The 15,233-nt window shown below is 70.5% G+C and carries 18 protein-coding genes; 7 read left to right on the plus strand and 11 right to left on the minus strand.

Annotated features, from left to right (window positions below):
* Positions 1-37: 37 nt before the first annotated feature.
* Complete coding sequence (locus tag PKE78_RS01565) at positions 38-367, minus strand: hypothetical protein (protein WP_271199087.1); 330 nt, start codon at positions 365-367, stop codon at positions 38-40.
* Between the two features lie 222 nt (positions 368-589).
* Here PKE78_RS01565 and PKE78_RS01570 point away from each other — a divergent pair, with 222 nt between their 5' ends.
* A complete protein-coding gene (locus tag PKE78_RS01570) occupies positions 590-898 on the plus strand; it encodes a hypothetical protein (RefSeq protein WP_271199088.1) in 309 nt (102 codons plus the stop codon).
* A gap of 105 nt (positions 899-1,003) precedes the next feature.
* Here PKE78_RS01570 and PKE78_RS01575 read toward each other — a convergent pair whose 3' ends face one another.
* Positions 1,004-1,555: a histidine phosphatase family protein gene (locus tag PKE78_RS01575; RefSeq protein ID WP_271199089.1), complete on the minus strand. Its 552-nt coding sequence runs from the start codon at positions 1,553-1,555 to the stop codon at positions 1,004-1,006.
* 149 nt (positions 1,556-1,704) lie between these two features.
* Between PKE78_RS01575 and flhA the strand changes: the two genes are divergently transcribed.
* Positions 1,705-3,876 (plus strand): flagellar biosynthesis protein FlhA, encoded by a 2,172-nt coding sequence (gene flhA, locus PKE78_RS01580; protein WP_271199090.1) that lies wholly within the window; start codon positions 1,705-1,707, stop codon positions 3,874-3,876.
* Between the two features lie 68 nt (positions 3,877-3,944).
* On the opposite strand, the gene PKE78_RS01585 is transcribed toward flhA, so the two are convergent.
* From PKE78_RS01585 to PKE78_RS01595, 3 genes are all read right to left on the minus strand, one after another.
* Entirely contained in the window at positions 3,945-4,250 is a 306-nt protein-coding gene (locus tag PKE78_RS01585) for a hypothetical protein (RefSeq protein WP_271199091.1), read from the minus strand.
* A 163-nt stretch (positions 4,251-4,413) separates the two neighbouring features.
* The gene (locus PKE78_RS01590; protein WP_271199092.1) at positions 4,414-5,094 is read right to left on the minus strand and encodes a YoaK family protein; all 681 of its coding nucleotides are present in this window, start codon (positions 5,092-5,094) and stop codon (positions 4,414-4,416) included.
* A gap of 45 nt (positions 5,095-5,139) precedes the next feature.
* On the minus strand, positions 5,140-6,132 hold the full coding sequence (locus PKE78_RS01595) for an MBL fold metallo-hydrolase (protein ID WP_271199093.1): 993 nt from the start codon (positions 6,130-6,132) through the stop codon (positions 5,140-5,142).
* Between the two features lie 64 nt (positions 6,133-6,196).
* On the opposite strand from PKE78_RS01595, the gene PKE78_RS01600 reads away from it, so the two are divergent.
* Complete coding sequence (locus PKE78_RS01600) at positions 6,197-6,982, plus strand: helix-turn-helix transcriptional regulator (protein WP_271199094.1); 786 nt, start codon at positions 6,197-6,199, stop codon at positions 6,980-6,982.
* Positions 6,983-7,117: 135 nt separating this feature from the next.
* Here the strand turns inward: PKE78_RS01600 and PKE78_RS01605 are convergent, their stop codons facing one another.
* A complete protein-coding gene (locus PKE78_RS01605; protein ID WP_271199095.1) occupies positions 7,118-7,447 on the minus strand; it encodes a hypothetical protein in 330 nt (109 codons plus the stop codon).
* Between the two features lie 102 nt (positions 7,448-7,549).
* Here PKE78_RS01605 and PKE78_RS01610 point away from each other — a divergent pair, with 102 nt between their 5' ends.
* Complete coding sequence (locus PKE78_RS01610) at positions 7,550-8,515, plus strand: LysR family transcriptional regulator (RefSeq protein ID WP_271199096.1); 966 nt, start codon at positions 7,550-7,552, stop codon at positions 8,513-8,515.
* Between the two features lie 101 nt (positions 8,516-8,616).
* Positions 8,617-9,675 carry a transglycosylase SLT domain-containing protein gene (locus PKE78_RS18530; RefSeq protein WP_428981214.1) on the plus strand — a complete coding sequence of 353 codons (1,059 nt, stop codon included), beginning with the start codon at positions 8,617-8,619 and terminating at the stop codon, positions 9,673-9,675.
* Between the two features lie 7 nt (positions 9,676-9,682).
* Here PKE78_RS18530 and PKE78_RS01620 read toward each other — a convergent pair whose 3' ends face one another.
* Positions 9,683-10,111, minus strand: a complete 429-nt coding sequence (locus tag PKE78_RS01620; protein WP_271199097.1) for an organic hydroperoxide resistance protein — start codon at positions 10,109-10,111, stop codon at positions 9,683-9,685.
* Between the two features lie 169 nt (positions 10,112-10,280).
* On the opposite strand from PKE78_RS01620, the gene PKE78_RS01625 reads away from it, so the two are divergent.
* A complete protein-coding gene (locus PKE78_RS01625) occupies positions 10,281-10,721 on the plus strand; it encodes a MarR family winged helix-turn-helix transcriptional regulator (RefSeq protein ID WP_271199098.1) in 441 nt (146 codons plus the stop codon).
* Positions 10,722-10,755: 34 nt separating this feature from the next.
* On the opposite strand, the gene fliJ is transcribed toward PKE78_RS01625, so the two are convergent.
* Both fliJ and fliI read right to left on the minus strand, forming a co-directional pair.
* Positions 10,756-11,172, minus strand: a complete 417-nt coding sequence (gene fliJ / locus PKE78_RS01630) for a flagellar export protein FliJ (RefSeq protein ID WP_271200044.1) — start codon at positions 11,170-11,172, stop codon at positions 10,756-10,758.
* 30 nt (positions 11,173-11,202) lie between these two features.
* On the minus strand, positions 11,203-12,522 hold the full coding sequence (gene fliI, locus PKE78_RS01635; RefSeq protein WP_271199099.1) for a flagellar protein export ATPase FliI: 1,320 nt from the start codon (positions 12,520-12,522) through the stop codon (positions 11,203-11,205).
* Positions 12,523-12,896: 374 nt separating this feature from the next.
* Here fliI and ctrA point away from each other — a divergent pair, with 374 nt between their 5' ends.
* A complete protein-coding gene (ctrA, locus tag PKE78_RS01640; RefSeq protein ID WP_271199100.1) occupies positions 12,897-13,598 on the plus strand; it encodes a response regulator transcription factor CtrA in 702 nt (233 codons plus the stop codon).
* A gap of 62 nt (positions 13,599-13,660) precedes the next feature.
* On the opposite strand, the gene PKE78_RS01645 is transcribed toward ctrA, so the two are convergent.
* Together PKE78_RS01645 and PKE78_RS01650 are read right to left on the minus strand one after the other, a co-directional pair.
* Positions 13,661-14,629 (minus strand): hypothetical protein, encoded by a 969-nt coding sequence (locus PKE78_RS01645; RefSeq protein ID WP_271199101.1) that lies wholly within the window; start codon positions 14,627-14,629, stop codon positions 13,661-13,663.
* A gap of 3 nt (positions 14,630-14,632) precedes the next feature.
* Positions 14,633-15,175 (minus strand): EF-hand domain-containing protein, encoded by a 543-nt coding sequence (locus tag PKE78_RS01650; protein WP_271199102.1) that lies wholly within the window; start codon positions 15,173-15,175, stop codon positions 14,633-14,635.
* Positions 15,176-15,233 lie beyond the last annotated feature (58 nt).

Here is a 15,233-nt window from a genome sequence, read left to right on the forward strand (position 1 = left end):
GAGCCCGGCGCCAGGGCGCCGGGCTTGCGTCGTCAGGTCACCAGCAGCGGCGGACGTAGCCGTAGGGCGTCCAGCGGGTGCGGCACCGGCGACCCCAATAGCCATAGGGCCGGCGGCGGTAGTAGCGGCGACGTCCGTAATAGCGGCGACGACCGTAATAGCCGTAGCGGCCGGGATGGCGGCGGTACCGGCGCCTGTGGCCCCGCCGGCGTCCACGACCGCGATGATCGCGCGCCTGCTCGATCTCCGTGCCGTCCGGCGCGCGGCCCGCCGTCTCGGCTTCGGCGTCCTCCGGCGCGCCCGGGACGGCGCGTTTCAGATCGTCCAGCGGCAGCGCCCTCGCGGCTGGCGCGGCGAGGCTCGTCACGATTGCCGCTCCGCCTATTCCGAGCAGGCCCGTAAGGAAGGATCGTCGATCCATTCGGCTTCTCCCTGTCGTCTCCGCCCCGCGTCAGTGTCCCATCGAGCCAGGCGTTCCGTCTATGCGCGCCGCAGCATGCGCGGGAGACATGGCGGCGGAGGGCCGCCGGCCCTATCTCCATGACGAAAGCCGCGCGTCGCGCGGGTATCGCGGAAGGACATGGAGCGCATGACCGTCTCGTCCATATCGCGCCTCGTCGCCGCTTGCGGCGCGGCCGTGACGCTTGCGGCGGGCGCCGCCTCGGCCGACCCGCGGCCCTTCGCGCCCGCCCTCTCCTGCGGCGCGCTGCAGGACCTTGTGGCGGCGCGCGGCGCGGCGGTGATCAGCACCAGCCGCACCACGTACGATCGCTTCGTCAGCGACTCCCGCGGCTGCTACCGCACGCAGGTGACGGAGCCGGCCTGGATCCGCTCCGCCGACGACCGCAGCTGCTTCATCGGCTACACCTGCCGCGAGTACGCCCGCGACGATCTCTAAGCCCGCGAGCAAGCGCTCTGGTCGGCCGAGGAGCGGCAGGCTTCTTGGCCCCCGAGCGTCCGCCTTGGCCCCCAAGCGTCGGCTCGGGCCGCGGCGACGGCCCTCTCAGGGCTTGATCGATCCGACCACCTCGAACCCTGCGCCGGTCAGCTTCGCCACCACGATCTCGGCCGAGGCCGGATAGACGTCGGTCAGCGCAGTGACGTTGACCTGATGGGTGACGAACACCGTAATCGGTCCGCTCCGGGGCGCGTCCAGCACCGCCTGCCGCGAGGCCGCGATGGCGGCCCTCCGATCGCCGATCTCGAAGAAGGAGTTCAGCCTCGGGTCCTCGATGACCGGACCGAGCGCCATCGCTTCCGCGGTCTCGCGAGCGCGGCACCACTGGCTGCTCACGACCCTGCCCACCGCGACGCCCGCGGCGCGGAACCGTTCGCCGACCGCCTTCGCTTCGCGCCTGCCGGCGTCGCTCAGATTGCGCTGCGTCGAGCAATCGCCGATTCGGAAGTTCGTGGGATCGCCCACGCCCGGCGCCGTCGCATGGCGCATCAACGCCACGTGGCCGCCCTCGCGCAGCGCGCGCCACAGCGCCTCGTCGTCGGCCATCGCCGGAGACCAGATCAGAGCGAAGGCCGCCAGAAGAAAAACTCGCGTCATGTCCCGATCATGGCGCTGCGTCGGGGGGCGCGCCAGCGGCGGCTCCGATCACGAGGCCGTCACCGCGACGAGCGCGCCGTTAACCACCCGCTAACCATGCGCCCGGCAGTTTCTGCCGGGCGCATGGTCGCAGAGTGCGAGGGTGGACGATGTCGGACGTGACAGTGACGGGACGCGGACCGACCCCCGTCCCCACGACGGCGTCCTCGTCCGGCGGCGTCGCGCTGCCCGCCCCGCTCGCCAAAGCCTGGAACATCCTGCGCCGCGGCGATCTCGGCCTCGCGCTCGGCGTGCTCGTCATCCTGTGCGTGCTGATCGTGCCGCTGCCGCCGCTGCTGCTCGACCTGCTGCTCGCGATTTCGATCACGCTGTCGGTGCTGATCCTGATGACGGCGCTGTTCATCGAGAAGCCGCTGGAGTTCTCGGCCTTCCCGACCGTGCTGCTGGTCGCGACCATGCTGCGGCTCGCGCTGAACCTCGCCTCGACGCGCCTCATCCTCGGCCATGGCCACGAGGGGCCCGACGCCGCCGGCCACGTGATCGAGGCTTTCGGCTCGTTCGTGATGGGCGGCAACTTCGTGATCGGCGTGATCGTGTTCTCGATCCTCGTCATCGTGAACTTCATCGTCATCACCAAGGGCTCCGGCCGCATCGCCGAAGTCGCGGCGCGCTTCACCCTCGACGCCATGCCCGGCAAGCAGATGGCGATCGACGCCGATCTCTCCGCCGGCCTCATCGACGAGGCCACCGCCAAGACCCGCCGCAAGGAGCTCGAGGACGAGAGCACCTTCTTCGGCGCCATGGACGGCGCCTCGAAGTTCGTGCGGGGCGACGCGATCGCCGGCATCCTGATCCTGTTCATCACGATCATCGGCGGCATGATCGTCGGCATCGCGCAGAACGGCCTCGGCTTCGCGGAGGCCGCCCGTTCCTACACGCTGCTGTCGATCGGCGACGGCCTCGTCAGCCAGATCCCGGCGCTGATCGTTTCCACCGCCGCCGGCCTGCTGGTCTCCAAGGCCGGCGTCTCCGGCTCGGCCGACCGCGCGCTGGTTCGCCAGCTCTCGGGATACCCGAAGGCGCTCGGCCTCGCCGCCGCGGTCATCGGCGTGATGGCCTTGCTGCCGGGCATTCCCTTTATCCCGTTCATGGGGCTCGCGGCCGGGGCGGGCTACATGGCCTACCGCTCCTCGAGGACGAGGGACGTGGCCGAAGCCGAACGGGTCGCGCAGATCGTCGGGGCCGGTCCCGCCGCGGCGGCGGAGGCGGCGGCGGCCGCCGCCGCCGAAGATCCGGCCTCCGCCCTCAGGATGGACGACGTCAAGATCGAGCTCGGCTACGCGCTGCTGCCGCTCGTCGACTCGAAGGACGGCCCCGACAAGCTGACCGAGCAAATCAAGGCGTTGCGCCGCACGATGGCGGGCGAGGTAGGCTTCCTGCTGCCGCAGGTGCGTCTGCTCGACAACCTGCAGCTCGCGCCGAACGCCTATGTGGTGAAGGTGAAGGAGGTCGAGGCCGGCGGCGGCTCGGTCTACCCGAACCAGTTCATGGTGATGGACCCGAGCGGCCAGCAGGTGAGGCTGCCGGGCGTCCACACCGTCGAGCCCACCTTCGGCCTGCCCGCGACCTGGATCGACGCCTCGCTGCGGGAAGAAGCCAACATTCTCGGCTACACCGTGGTGGACGCCACCACCGTGCTCTCGACCCACCTCAACGAGATCGTGCGCGCCAACATGCCGGACCTGCTGTCCTACGGCGAGGTGACGAAGCTGCTGAAGGAGCTGCCCAAGGAGCAGCAGAAGCTGGTGGAGGACATCACGCCCGCGCAGATCTCGACCACCGGCATCCAGCGCGTGCTCCAGCTCCTGCTCACCGAGCGGGTCTCGATCCGCGACCTCGGGACCATCCTCGAAGGCGTCGCCGAGGCGGTCTCCTTCACCCGCGCCCCGGCGCAGATCGTCGAGCACGTCCGCACCCGGCTCGGACGCCAGCTCTGCGCCCAGCATCAGGCGATGGGCGGCTACGTTCCGCTCGTCACGCTGTCCCCGCAGTGGGAGCAGGCCTTCGCGGAATCGATCGTCGGAACCGGCGAGGACAAGACGCTCGCCATGGCGCCGTCCAAGCTGCACGAGTTCATCGCCGCGGTCCGGGACCGTTTCGAGGAGGCCGCCCGCCAGGGCGAAACGCCGGTGCTGCTGACCTCCGCCGCCGCGCGGCCCTTCGTGCGCTCGATCGTCGAGCGCTTCCGCAACCAGACGCCGGTGATGTCGCAGAACGAGATCCATCCGCGCGCGAGGCTCAAGACGGTCGCGAGCGTCTGACGCGAAAACGGCGGCGCGTCCGGGACGCGCCGCCGTCGCTCAGTCCGGTCGGGAAACCGGTGGGGCCGTTACGAGCCGGACTTCGCGACCGAGGCGTCGGCCTGGACCACCGGCTGGGCGGCGAGCCAGATGCCGTTGGCCGCGGTCAGGAGGTAGCGGCTTTCGCGCTGGACCTCGGCGAGGCTGGTGGCGCGGCCGGCGACCGCGACATGCATCGCGCCGACAGTGCCGGCCGACTGGGTCGAGGCCGCGTCGGCCGCGCTGACGCGGAACGGAGCCTTCGGCGCGTCGACGTTGGAGGTAAGGTCGCCGGCGAACGCCGGGGCGGAGATGAGGGTCGCCAGGGCGGCGGCGAGCGAAGCGGTGCGGATCATGGTCCAAGTCCTCGAAGGTTCGCGGCGGGGCCAACCCGCCGTCTCTTGGACCGTGATGTGCCCCCTCCCCTCGCATGAATCAAACCGATCGGTTCGATATTGGTTATCGATCGTATCGATGATTTCTACGACCTAAGTCTAAGTCACTGCCGCTTCACGCAATTCAGCCGGGCTCGGTGGCCTTCCGGCCCGCCACGGCGAAGGTCAGCAGCGACACCACCGGCGCCGGCGCGAAGCACCACAGCGGCACGGCCACGAAAACCAGCGCTCCCGCGCCGCAGCCCAGCGCGAAAGCGGCGACGCTGAGCCCCGTCGGCCCCAGCCGCTTCTTCGCCGCCGCCCGCGCCTCCGGCCGGATCGGCCGCATCAGGTCGCCGAGGTCGACCATCATCTGCGTGGTGGGGCCGGTCATCACGGTCGAGGGCGGCAGGCTCGGCAGCCGGACGCGATGCACCGCGTTCTGGATCGCCATGGCGGCGACCAGCGCGCCGCCGGTCGCGAGCGCCGGCCAGGCGTCGCCGTCCGGGAACGGGCCGAGCCGGACCGAGAGCGCAGCCGCCGCGGCGAGAAGGGCGGCCTGCAGCACGAACATGATCCGCGTCACCGGCCAGTCCCGGCGCTCCATGCCGACGCCGACGAGCCGGGCCGCCAGTACGACGACGCAGAAAAGCGGCAGCGCGAGCAGCTTGGCGAGCACGCCGGTCGCGCCCATGGCGACCGCCGCGCCGAGCGTGACGAAGTTGCCGGTGACATGCGTCGTGAAAAGGCCGTGCAGCGCGAGGAAGCCCGCCGCGTCCACGTAGCCGGCGTTGAAGCTGAGCAACACGAGGAGGAGGAGCCTCATGCCTGAAGTGGACGGCGCGCCGGGCGCGTCGTCAATCCCGATCCGTCACTCCGCGAACTGATAGGTGACGGGCAGCCAACGATAGGCGCTTCCCGTCCGCTCCACGAAGCCGAGCGAGGGGAACGACGTGTGATAGCCCAGCACCGGCAGCCGTTCCGCCGCCGCCATCTCGTAGACCCGCCGACGCGTCGCCGCGCCTTCCGCCTTGTCCATGTCAAACAGCGCGCTCCATTCGGGATGCGCGAGCGACGCCACCTCGTGATGGGCGCAGTCGCCCCAGACGAGCAGCCGCTGTCCCGCGCTCTCGAGATGGTAGGCGAGATGCCCCGGCGTGTGGCCGTGCGCCGCGACCGCGACGATCCCCGGCGCGACCTCGTCGCCGGGTTTGAGGAAGGTGGTCTGCGCGGCGAGCGGCGGCATGAATTTGCGGAACAGCAGCGCGGAACTGCGCTCGACCGCGCCCTCGGGCGCGCCGAGGCGGGCGTCGTCGGCCCAGAAGGCGTGCTCCCGCGCGCCCACGGCGTAGCGGGCGTTCGGGAACGCCGGCGCGCCGGCCTCCATCAGCCCGCCGATGTGGTCGACGTGGCAATGGGTCAGCGCGACGACGTCGATGTCTTCGGGCGCGATGCCCGCCGCCTTGAGACTGTCGAGCAGCCGGCCCCCGGCCGGGCGCGGAACGAAGCCTTCCGCGCCGTTGCCGGCGTCGATCAGCACGAGCTCCCGGCCGGTGTTGACCACGACCGGGCTGAACCCCGGACGGAACCGCGCCGGCGGCAGCCGATTAGCGCGCATCAGCGCCTCCACCTCCTCCTTCGGACGGTTTTCGCCGACGATCGGCCACGGGCCGTCGATCATCGCCTCGGCGTCGCTGAGGACCGTGATCTCGAACGCGCCGAGCGTCAGACGGCGGAACGCGGGCTCCGCCGGCCCGAGCCGCGGCGCCGCGGCGGCGGAAGGTCCCGCCCGCAGCAGGGCCGGCGCGGCCAGAAGGCCGATCGCGGCGGCGCGGCGGGTGACGCCCTCAGTGGTCTTGCGCATGGTCGGCCTCGGCTCGATGGTGGTCGGACAAGGCCGAGCCATACGGCCGTCGGGAGGATCGCGCTTGAACGAAGCCGCTGCGGCCGCGCCCCAGCCGCCGGCGCTCGGGCCGCTGTGGCGGCTCGGCGCCGGGCGCACGCTGTTCGTCGGCCCGCTGGTCTACAACGCGCCGCACCAGCACGGCGCGCCGGTGTTTCTGTCGAGCCTCGGAGGGCCGTTCGGCCTGAGGCTGCCGGGCGGCGGCTGGCTCGCCTGCGAGGCCGCGATGATCCCGGCCGGCGTGGTCCACGAGCTCCGCCTCGACGGCGAGCCGGTGTTCGTCCTCTACGCGGAGCCGGACGCCGGCGGGCCGGCGGCGCTGGCGAGCCTCGTCGCGACGCCGTGCGAGCGCGACGGCGTCCTCGTCGGCCGCTCCATGGTCAGGACGCTCGCCCGCGAGCTGCACGAGCGCCAGGACGCGCTCGACTTCGTGGACGACGGCCTCGACGACGCGCTGGCCTTCGGGCGGGCCCGCGCGCGCCGGGCGATCGATCCGCGGGTCGCGGCGACCGCGCGCGCGCTCGACCACGCCGGGGCGCCGCTCGATCGGCTGGCGCGCTCGGCGGGCCTGTCGGCGTCACGGCTGCAGCATCTGTTCACGCAGGAGGTCGGCGTCCCGTTCCGGCGCTACCGCGCCTGGGCGCGCATGCGCCGCGCCATCGCCGAGATCGTGGAGGGCGCGAACTTCACCACCGCGGCCCATGCGGCCGGATTCGCGGACCAGGCCCACTTCGCGCGCCAATTCCGCGCGACCTTCGGCGCGGCGGCCTCCGTCAGCCTGACGAAGCCGCGGCTTCCGGCCGCGCGTTGAAACCGATCCGGCCGTCCGGCGCGTACAGGTTTTGGCGGCAAGGGCCCGACCCCTGTCGCGATCCAAGACCTCCATGCCCCCCGGAGGTCGCGGCGGCGGGCGCTCCTCAACCTGGAGCGCCCGCTTGCGTCCGGCTCAGTTGGTCGCCGGCGCGCCGATGAAGACGCGGTCGCCGTCGCGGAAGATCTCGACCGAGGTGGCGGGCTGCCCGAGCTCCTGCGGAGCGGAGACGAGAACCCGCTGGCCTGCGGCGAGGGTCGTTTCGAAGCGCAGCGAGGGGGAGTCGGCCTTGCGGGCGATACCGGTCACGACGCGGTAGCCGGCGGGCGACACCGTGTAGTAGGCGATGCCGGCGCGGGCGCCGAGCTCGATCCGGCTCGCCGTGCCCGGCTGCAGCTCGATGGCCGAGGCCGAGGCGGTCAGACCGACGAGGACTGCGGCGGCGGTTGCGATACGGGTGAACATGATGGTCATCTTCCGGATGGGGCGCGGCGGGGACGATCCCGGAGCCGCTGTCTGAGGCCGAAGATGCCTATCCTTTCGTCATGAATCCAACCGATTGGATCAATGCGTTCTATTGACCACATCGATCTCAGCCGCTTCGACCTGAACCTGCTCGTCGCCTTCGACGCGCTGATGACGGAGCGCAGCGTCACGCGCGCCGCGGTGCGGCTGGGGCTGGGACAGTCCGCCACCAGCCACGCGCTGGCGCGACTGCGGGCGCTGTTCGGCGACGAGCTTCTGATCCGCGGCCCGAACGGCATGCAGCCGACCCCGCGGGCGATGGATCTGATGGAGCCGGTCCGCTCGGCACTGGCGCAGGTCACGTCGATCGTGGCGCGGGACGACGCGTTCGATCCCGCGACCTCCGACCGCACCTTCGTCATCGGCATGCCGGACAGTACCGAGGTGCTGCTGATCCCCTCGCTGCTCGCGCATCTGCGCGAGACCGCGCCCGGCGTGCGGCTGCTGATCAGGAGCATCGACCGCATCCGCATCCTGCAGGATCTCGACGCCGACCGGGTCGAGCTCGGCATCGGCCTGTTCGACGATGGCGGGCTGCAGCACAAACGCCGGCTGCTGCACCGCGACAGCTACGTCTGCATCTTCAACGCCGGGCTGGTCGGGGTCGAGCCGCCGATCACGATCGAGGACTATGTCCGTTTGCCGCATGTGCTGACGAGCCTTGTCGAGAGCGCGCACGGCGTGGTGGACGACGCGCTGGCCAAGATCGGGCTCAGCCGCACCATCGCGCTGACCTCGCCGCGCTTCACCGCCGTGCCCTTCGTGGTGAAGCAGGCGCCGGTCATCGCCACGATGCATGCGCGGGTGGCGCGTTTTTTCGCCGAGGCGCTCGACCTGACGGTGAGCCCGGCCCCAATCCTGCTGCCGGACGTCTCGGTGTCGATGATATGGCACGCCTCCTACGACGGCGACGCCGGCCACCGCTGGCTGCGCGACACCATCCGCAGGTTAAGCGACTCCCGGCCGCCCAGCCTCAATCTCTGGCTCAGCAAGGCCGACGAGGAGTGAGGCCGGGACGTCGCCCTAGCCGCCCGCCGCGCCCCCGCCACGCAATGGACTCAATTGCGGCCGATCAAGAGCGCTCGTGCGACGGCGTGGGGACGCGAAGCGTGAAGGCAGGGCTGTTCGGGATCGCCGTGGCGGTCGCATGCGCGCATGGCGCCTCGGCGCAGAGCGCGCCCGCGGACGCCGCGAAGTTCGACGCCATCGTCGCGAAGCATTCCTCTGCGAACGGCGTGCCCGAGCGCCTCGTGCGCCGTGTGATCATGCGCGAGAGCCGTTACAATCCGCGCGCCTACAACCGCGGCCACTACGGCATGATGCAGATCAAGCACGCGACCGCGAAGTCCATGGGCTATCAGGGCGCGCCCTCCGGCCTGTTCGACGCCGACACCAATCTCGCCTACGCCGTGCGCTACCTCGCCGGCGCCTACAAGGTGGCGGGCGGCGACGAGGACAGGGCGGTCCGCTTCTACGCCAGCGGCTATTACTACGACGCCAAGCGCAAGGGCATGCTGGCCGCGATCGGCCTCGGCCGGAACGGCAAGTTCGGACCTCCACCCGTCCAAGTCGCCGCGGCGACGCCTGCCGTGGCCGGCCCGGCCCCCGCGGCGCGGGTCGAGACGCGCATCGCGTCGACGACCCCGGCCGCGCCGTCGGCGCCGCGCGTGATCGGCGCCGACGCGCGGCCGGTTCTGGCCTCCGTGGCCCCGGTCGCTCCCGCTCCCGCCGCCGTTCCAGTTCCGCCCGTCTCGGCGCAACGGTCGGCCGCCTTGACCTCGCCCGCCGCCAACGCCCGCGTGGCGGGCGCGGCCGACGCGATCGGCGGCCTGTCGCGGGTCGCGGCGGTCCAGACGGCCTCGCCCGTACGCGAGGCGCAAGCCTACGCCGGCCCGCGCGCTCTGGCCGCGCCGGCCGAACTTGTCGACATGGCGCCGCCCGCACGCGCGGGCGCCGTCGCGGTTCCGCTTCCGCCGGTCGCCCCGCGCCAGACCGCCGCCGCGACGCCCGCCGCTCCGACGCCCGCGACCGTCCGGGTGTCGACGCAGACCGCGGCCGTCGTCGCGCCGCTGCCGCCGGAGCGTGAGCCCCAGATCGTCACCGGCGCGATCGAACCGGCGTCGGTCGCGCCGCGGGCGAAACCCCGCCGCTTCGGCCCGCCGAAGTAGCGGTCGCTCAGACGGCCACCGTCAGCTTCACGTCGAGATTGCCGCGCGTCGCCTCCGAGTAGGGGCAGACCACATGCGCGCGCGCCACGAGGTCTTCGGCCGTCGCCCGGTCGAGGCCGGGCAGCGAGACTTCGAGCGCCACGTCGATGCCGAAGCCCTTGCCGTCGTCGCGCGGGCCGAAGCCGACGGTCGAGGTCACGTCAGCGTCCGCCGGAACCGCGATCTTGTCGCGCCCGCCGACGAAGCGCACCGCGCCGAGGAAGCACGCGGCGTAGCCGACCGCGAAAAGCTGCTCGGGGTTGGTTCCCTCCCCCCCTGCGCCGCCCATCTGCTTCGGAACCGACAGCGAGACGGCGAGATTGCCGTCGAGGGTCGCGGACTTGCCGTCGCGCCCGCCGCCGGTCGCGCGCGCCTGGGTGGAATAGATGATCTTCATCGGACGTCTCCTGTTCGAACGAGGCTTTGGAGCGACCGTGACCCGGCCGCGACCCAATTCTTATCCCACACGATTTAATCGCACACGATATATATCTGCGCATGGCTGAACGGCCTTATCGCATGGGATTAAATCGCACGCGATCTATTACCTGTGGCATAGTGCCCTGATGTCCGCGCCCTCCCTCAGCCTCGACGAGTTCGTCTGCTTCGCGATCTACACCGCGAATGGCGCCTTCAACCGCGCCTACAAGCCGGCGCTCAACGCGATCGGCCTGACCTATCCGCAATACCTGGCGATGGTGGCGCTGTGGGCGAAGGACGGCGTGACCGTCGGCGCGCTCGGCGAGCAGCTTTTTCTGGAATCGAACACGCTGACGCCGCTGCTGAAGCGGCTGGAGGCGGCGGGGCTCGTCACCCGCCAGCGCGACGCCGAAGACGAGCGGCAGGTCCGCGTGCACCTCACGGACGAAGGCCGGGCGTTGCGCCTGAAGGCCGCGAGCGTGCCCGAGAGCATCGTCGGCGCGCTCGGCTCGGCCGCAGCCCCAGAGGACATCGGACGCCTGCGCGACGAGATCGCCCGGCTCAGGGACGCCCTGAACGCACGCTGATCGAATCGGAAGGGATGGCCGCTGAGCGCCGGCCTCAGCTCGCGCGCAGCTCGACCGGCGTCAGCCCGATGCGGTCCATCTCGGCCTGATCGCGGGCGGCTTCGGCGAGCTTTTCGCGCGCGGTGTCGCGCTCTTCGAGGATCTCGATCTTCTTGAGCTCTTCGAACGCTTCGGCGAGCGCCGCTTGGGCGTCGGCGAGCTGGCCGCGCAGCTCGTCGGCGGAGCGCATCAGATTGTCGCGCCGGACCTTCGCCGCCTTGGCGTAGGTCGGATAGGCGTAGTGGGCGACGTCATGGATGCCGGCCCGCTCCTGCTCCTGCGCGATCTCGCGATCGAGGTCGCCGGCCATGCGCTCGAATTCGGCGATCATGGATTCGATCTGCGCCGCCTGCCGACGCTTCTCGTCGACCTGGAAACGCTTGAGCTTGAGCAGGGTGTCTCTGGATTTCATGTCGGACATGGAAGCACACGCGGGTTAGCGTCAGGTTTCCGAAACGCCTAAGATGGAAGCGAGCTGGGCATACCCTTCGCCGAGACGCGTTGCTTCTTCCTTACCCTGCGCGAGAAAGCGCTCCATCGGCCCGCTCAGCGCGATGGCGTCGTCGACTTCCGCGCTCGATCCCGGACGGTAGGCGCCGAGACGGATCAGTTCCTCCATGTCGGTGAAGGTCGCCATGGCGCGGCGCGCCTGGGCGATCAGCGGCCGCCGCTCTTCCGGCGTCGAGCGCGGCATGGTGCGCGACACCGATTTGAGGATGTTGATCGCAGGGTAGCGGCCCCGCTCCGCGATCGCGCGCTCCATCACGATGTGGCCGTCGAGGATGCCGCGTACGGCGTCGGCGACCGGCTCGTTGTGGTCGTCGCCGTCCACGAGCACGGTGAAGACGCCGGTCACCGTACCCTCCGCCGTGCCGGGCCCCGCGCGCTCGAGCAGTCGGGGCAGTTCGGCGAACACGGTCGGCGTGTAGCCCTTGGTGGTCGGCGGCTCACCGGTGGCGAGGCCGATCTCGCGCTGCGCCATGGCGAAGCGGGTGACGCTGTCCATCATGCACAGCACGTCCAGCCCCTCGTCGCGAAAGGCCTCCGCCAGCGTGAGCGTGAGATAGGCCGCCTGGCGGCGCTTGAGCGCGGGCTCGTCGGAGGTCGCGACCACCACGATCGAGCGGGACAGGCCGGCCTCGCCGAGGTCGTCCTGCAGGAACTCCTGGACCTCGCGGCCGCGCTCGCCGATCAGTCCGATCACGGCGGCGTCGCAGGCGGTGTTGCGGGCGAGCATCGCGAGCAGCACCGATTTGCCGACGCCGGAGCCGGCGAAGATGCCCATGCGCTGCCCGGCGCAGCAGGTGACGAAGGTGTTGAGCGCCCTCACCCCGAGGTCGAGCGGCTGACCGACGCGCTTGCGGGCGTGCGCCGGCGGCGGCGGCGCGCGGTAGGGATAGAGCAGCGGGCCTTCCTTGAGCGGGCCCTTGCCGTCGATCGGCGCGCCCATGCCGTCGATCACGCGGCCGAGCCAGGAGCGCGCGGGGCGGACGCCGGGCTGGGCGGAGCCGACTACCGCCCGGCACCCGCGGCGCACGCCCTCGAGCGGGGCGAACGGCATCAGCAGCGCCTTGTCGCCTTGGAACCCCACCACCTCGCAGTCGGTGCCGCGGCCGTTCGCGGCCTCGATCGTCACCCGGCCCCCGATCGCCATCGCGCCAAGCGGCCCCGCGACCTCGACCAGGAGGCCGCGCACGCCGACCACGCGCCCGTAGATCTCACGCTCCGGCGTAGCCTCGATCGCCTCGATCAGCCCCTGCATCGCGGCTTTTCCCCAATCCCTAGCGAATCATTGCCGAGACTGCGGCCAGCGTAACGCTTCGTTTACCGCCACGCCCAATCATGGCCCCAACGCTTAAGGCTGCGGAAACCGTAACGCCGACTCGGAAGTTTGAGTCGGAAGAGTCGGTTAGGCGCTTTTCTTAAGGTTTGAAGTGAGTTTGCATTTCTTCGTAACGTGTTGATTTTCATCACATTATGACGAAATGCACCCCAAATGAGATCAAGCTTGCGGCGCAGAATCACCTTCTGTTAACTAATGGTCGTTAAGCTTGAATCGGACTTTAAACGATCGGTTCACCGTGCCGGGCTCGGCGTCGCCGAGGCAGGCGACGCGGGCATCGGTGGAGGATTCGCATGCGCGTTCTTCTGATTGAGGACGATAGCGCCACGGCGCAGAGCATCGAGTTGATGCTCAAGTCCGAAAGCTTCAACGTCTATACGACGGAGCTCGGGGAAGAGGGCATCGACCTCGGCAAGCTCTATGACTACGACATCATTCTGCTCGACCTGAACCTGCCCGACATGTCGGGCTACGAAGTGCTCCGCGCGCTTCGGGTCGCGAAGATCAAGACGCCGATCCTGATCCTTTCCGGCCTCGCCGGCATCGAGGACAAGGTCCGCGGCCTCGGCGTCGGCGCAGACGACTACATGACCAAGCCGTTCCACAAGGACGAGATGGTCGCCCGCATCCACGCCATCGTGCGCCGGTCGAAGGGCCACGCTCAGTCGGTCATCACCACCGGCGACCTGATCGTGAACCTCGACACCAAGACCGTTGAGGTCGGCGGCGCCCGGGTGCACCTGACGGGCAAGGAATACCAGATGCTGGAGCTGCTGAGCCTCAGGAAGGGCTCGACGCTCACCAAGGAGATGTTCCTCAACCATCTCTACGGCGGCATGGACGAGCCGGAGCTGAAGATCATCGACGTCTTCATCTGCAAGCTCCGCAAGAAGCTCGCCAACGCCACCAACGGCAAGAACTACATCGAGACCGTCTGGGGCCGAGGCTATGTGCTGCGCGAGCCCAACGAGGACGAGACCCGCGCCATCGCCTGAGGCGCGGCTCCCGACACGTCGCTTCGCGAAGCCCCGGACCCTCGGTCCGGGGCCTCGTCGTTTCAGGGCCTGCCGCGGCAAGCGAACCGGCCCGATGCGGGCTCGGAGCCATCTTCAACGGCGATGCAGGAGTGCCCCAGATCGCCCTTCGGCCGGGGCACGCCGGGTGCGAGCGAGAAGCCGACCGAATGCGCGCCGGCGAGCCCGGCCGGAAAGCGCGGGATCGGCTTTACGATCCGGAAGGTTCCGCCGACGCGTTCGATCGCGCCCTCGCCCACGAGCTTGGCGAGCCCGATCTGCTGCGGCAGCACCTCGTACACGACGACCGGCGCGCCCGACACGACCGTGGAAGGGTCGATCTCCACCACCCCGCCCGGCGCGAACCGCAGCGCGTCGCGCCAGGTCCGCGGATCGAAGCCCGCCGGCGTATCCTTCGGATCACGCGATGCCTGGATCTTCACCGCGGCCATCGCAGGCAGCGTGAGGGCCGAGGCGTTGTAGGCGCCGCCAAACGCATCGGGCGCCCGGCCCAGAGCGCGCTGGAGAGCCGACCGGGCGGCGTTCGCTTCCGGCGATTCGGTTTTGCTAAAGGAGCCGAAGCAGCCCCGAGCGGCGATCGTCACCTTCTCCGCCGGCAGGCCGACCGCGCCCGCGGCCGAGAGGCCGGACGGCCCCGCCTTGGCGGAGGCGAGCACCAGCCGGGCCACGCGGTCCTTCGCGCCCGTCACCCGCCAGATCATGGCGTCATAGGACGTTAAGACGACATAAAGCGGCTGGTCGCCCTCCTCGATCACGAGCTCCGCAGTCGTGCTTTCCTCGTTCTGTCCCACCACGGTCGCGGTCGGCACGGCGTCGCCTTCGTACACCCCGAACGCGATGATCTGCTGGCCCTCCCCGGCGCGCGGAACCTCGCAGGATGGCGCGTTCGCCTCGATCGCGGCGATCCGGAGCGGAGCCTGAGCCGCCTGAAACTCCTCGGTCGCGATCAAGCCGTCGCCGTTCCGGTCGACAATGGAGAAGGTCCGGCGCATGGCCTACTCGGCCTCGGCCGCCGTGACGCGGCCGTCGCCGTCGCTGTCGAAGGCCATGAACGGCTCGGCCGAGCCTTCGCCGGGACCGCGAAAAGCCGAGCTCGGACCGGGAGCCGACACGGCCTCCTGCAGCGTGACGCGGCCGTCGCCGTCGCCATCGAGCCGGTCGAACCGCTCGTCCTTCGCTCCCGGCGCTCTCGCGCCCGGAGGCGCCTGCCGCGCAAGCTCACGCTCCTCCGGCGACAGCACGCCGTCGCCGTCGAGGTCGGCGCCGACGAAGAAGGCTGCGTTCTGCGCCCGGCCGAGGGCGTCGAGCCGGCGGCGCGCCAGGGCGACGTCGGCGGCGTCGAGACCGTCATTGCCTATATCGGCCACCCGGAACGGCCGCAGCGCCTCGGCGACGAACTGCTCGACATAGAGGCCTGGCCGCAGGTAGCGGGCGAACTCGGGCGGCAGTCGCGATCCGGAGTCCCGGGCCACCGCGCCGCCCGGCGCGAGCGTCGTCAGAACGGCGAGCGCGGCGAGCCGCGAAGGACGGACAATCACAGGACGCGTCTCCGTTCGTGGACAACGGAGACGTAGCAGGGAGCCGGGCGACGTCGCC

Origin of the sequence: Methylopila turkensis (genome assembly GCF_027922325.1) — a bacterium.
In the GTDB taxonomy this organism is placed as follows: domain Bacteria; phylum Pseudomonadota; class Alphaproteobacteria; order Rhizobiales; family Methylopilaceae; genus Methylopila; species Methylopila turkensis.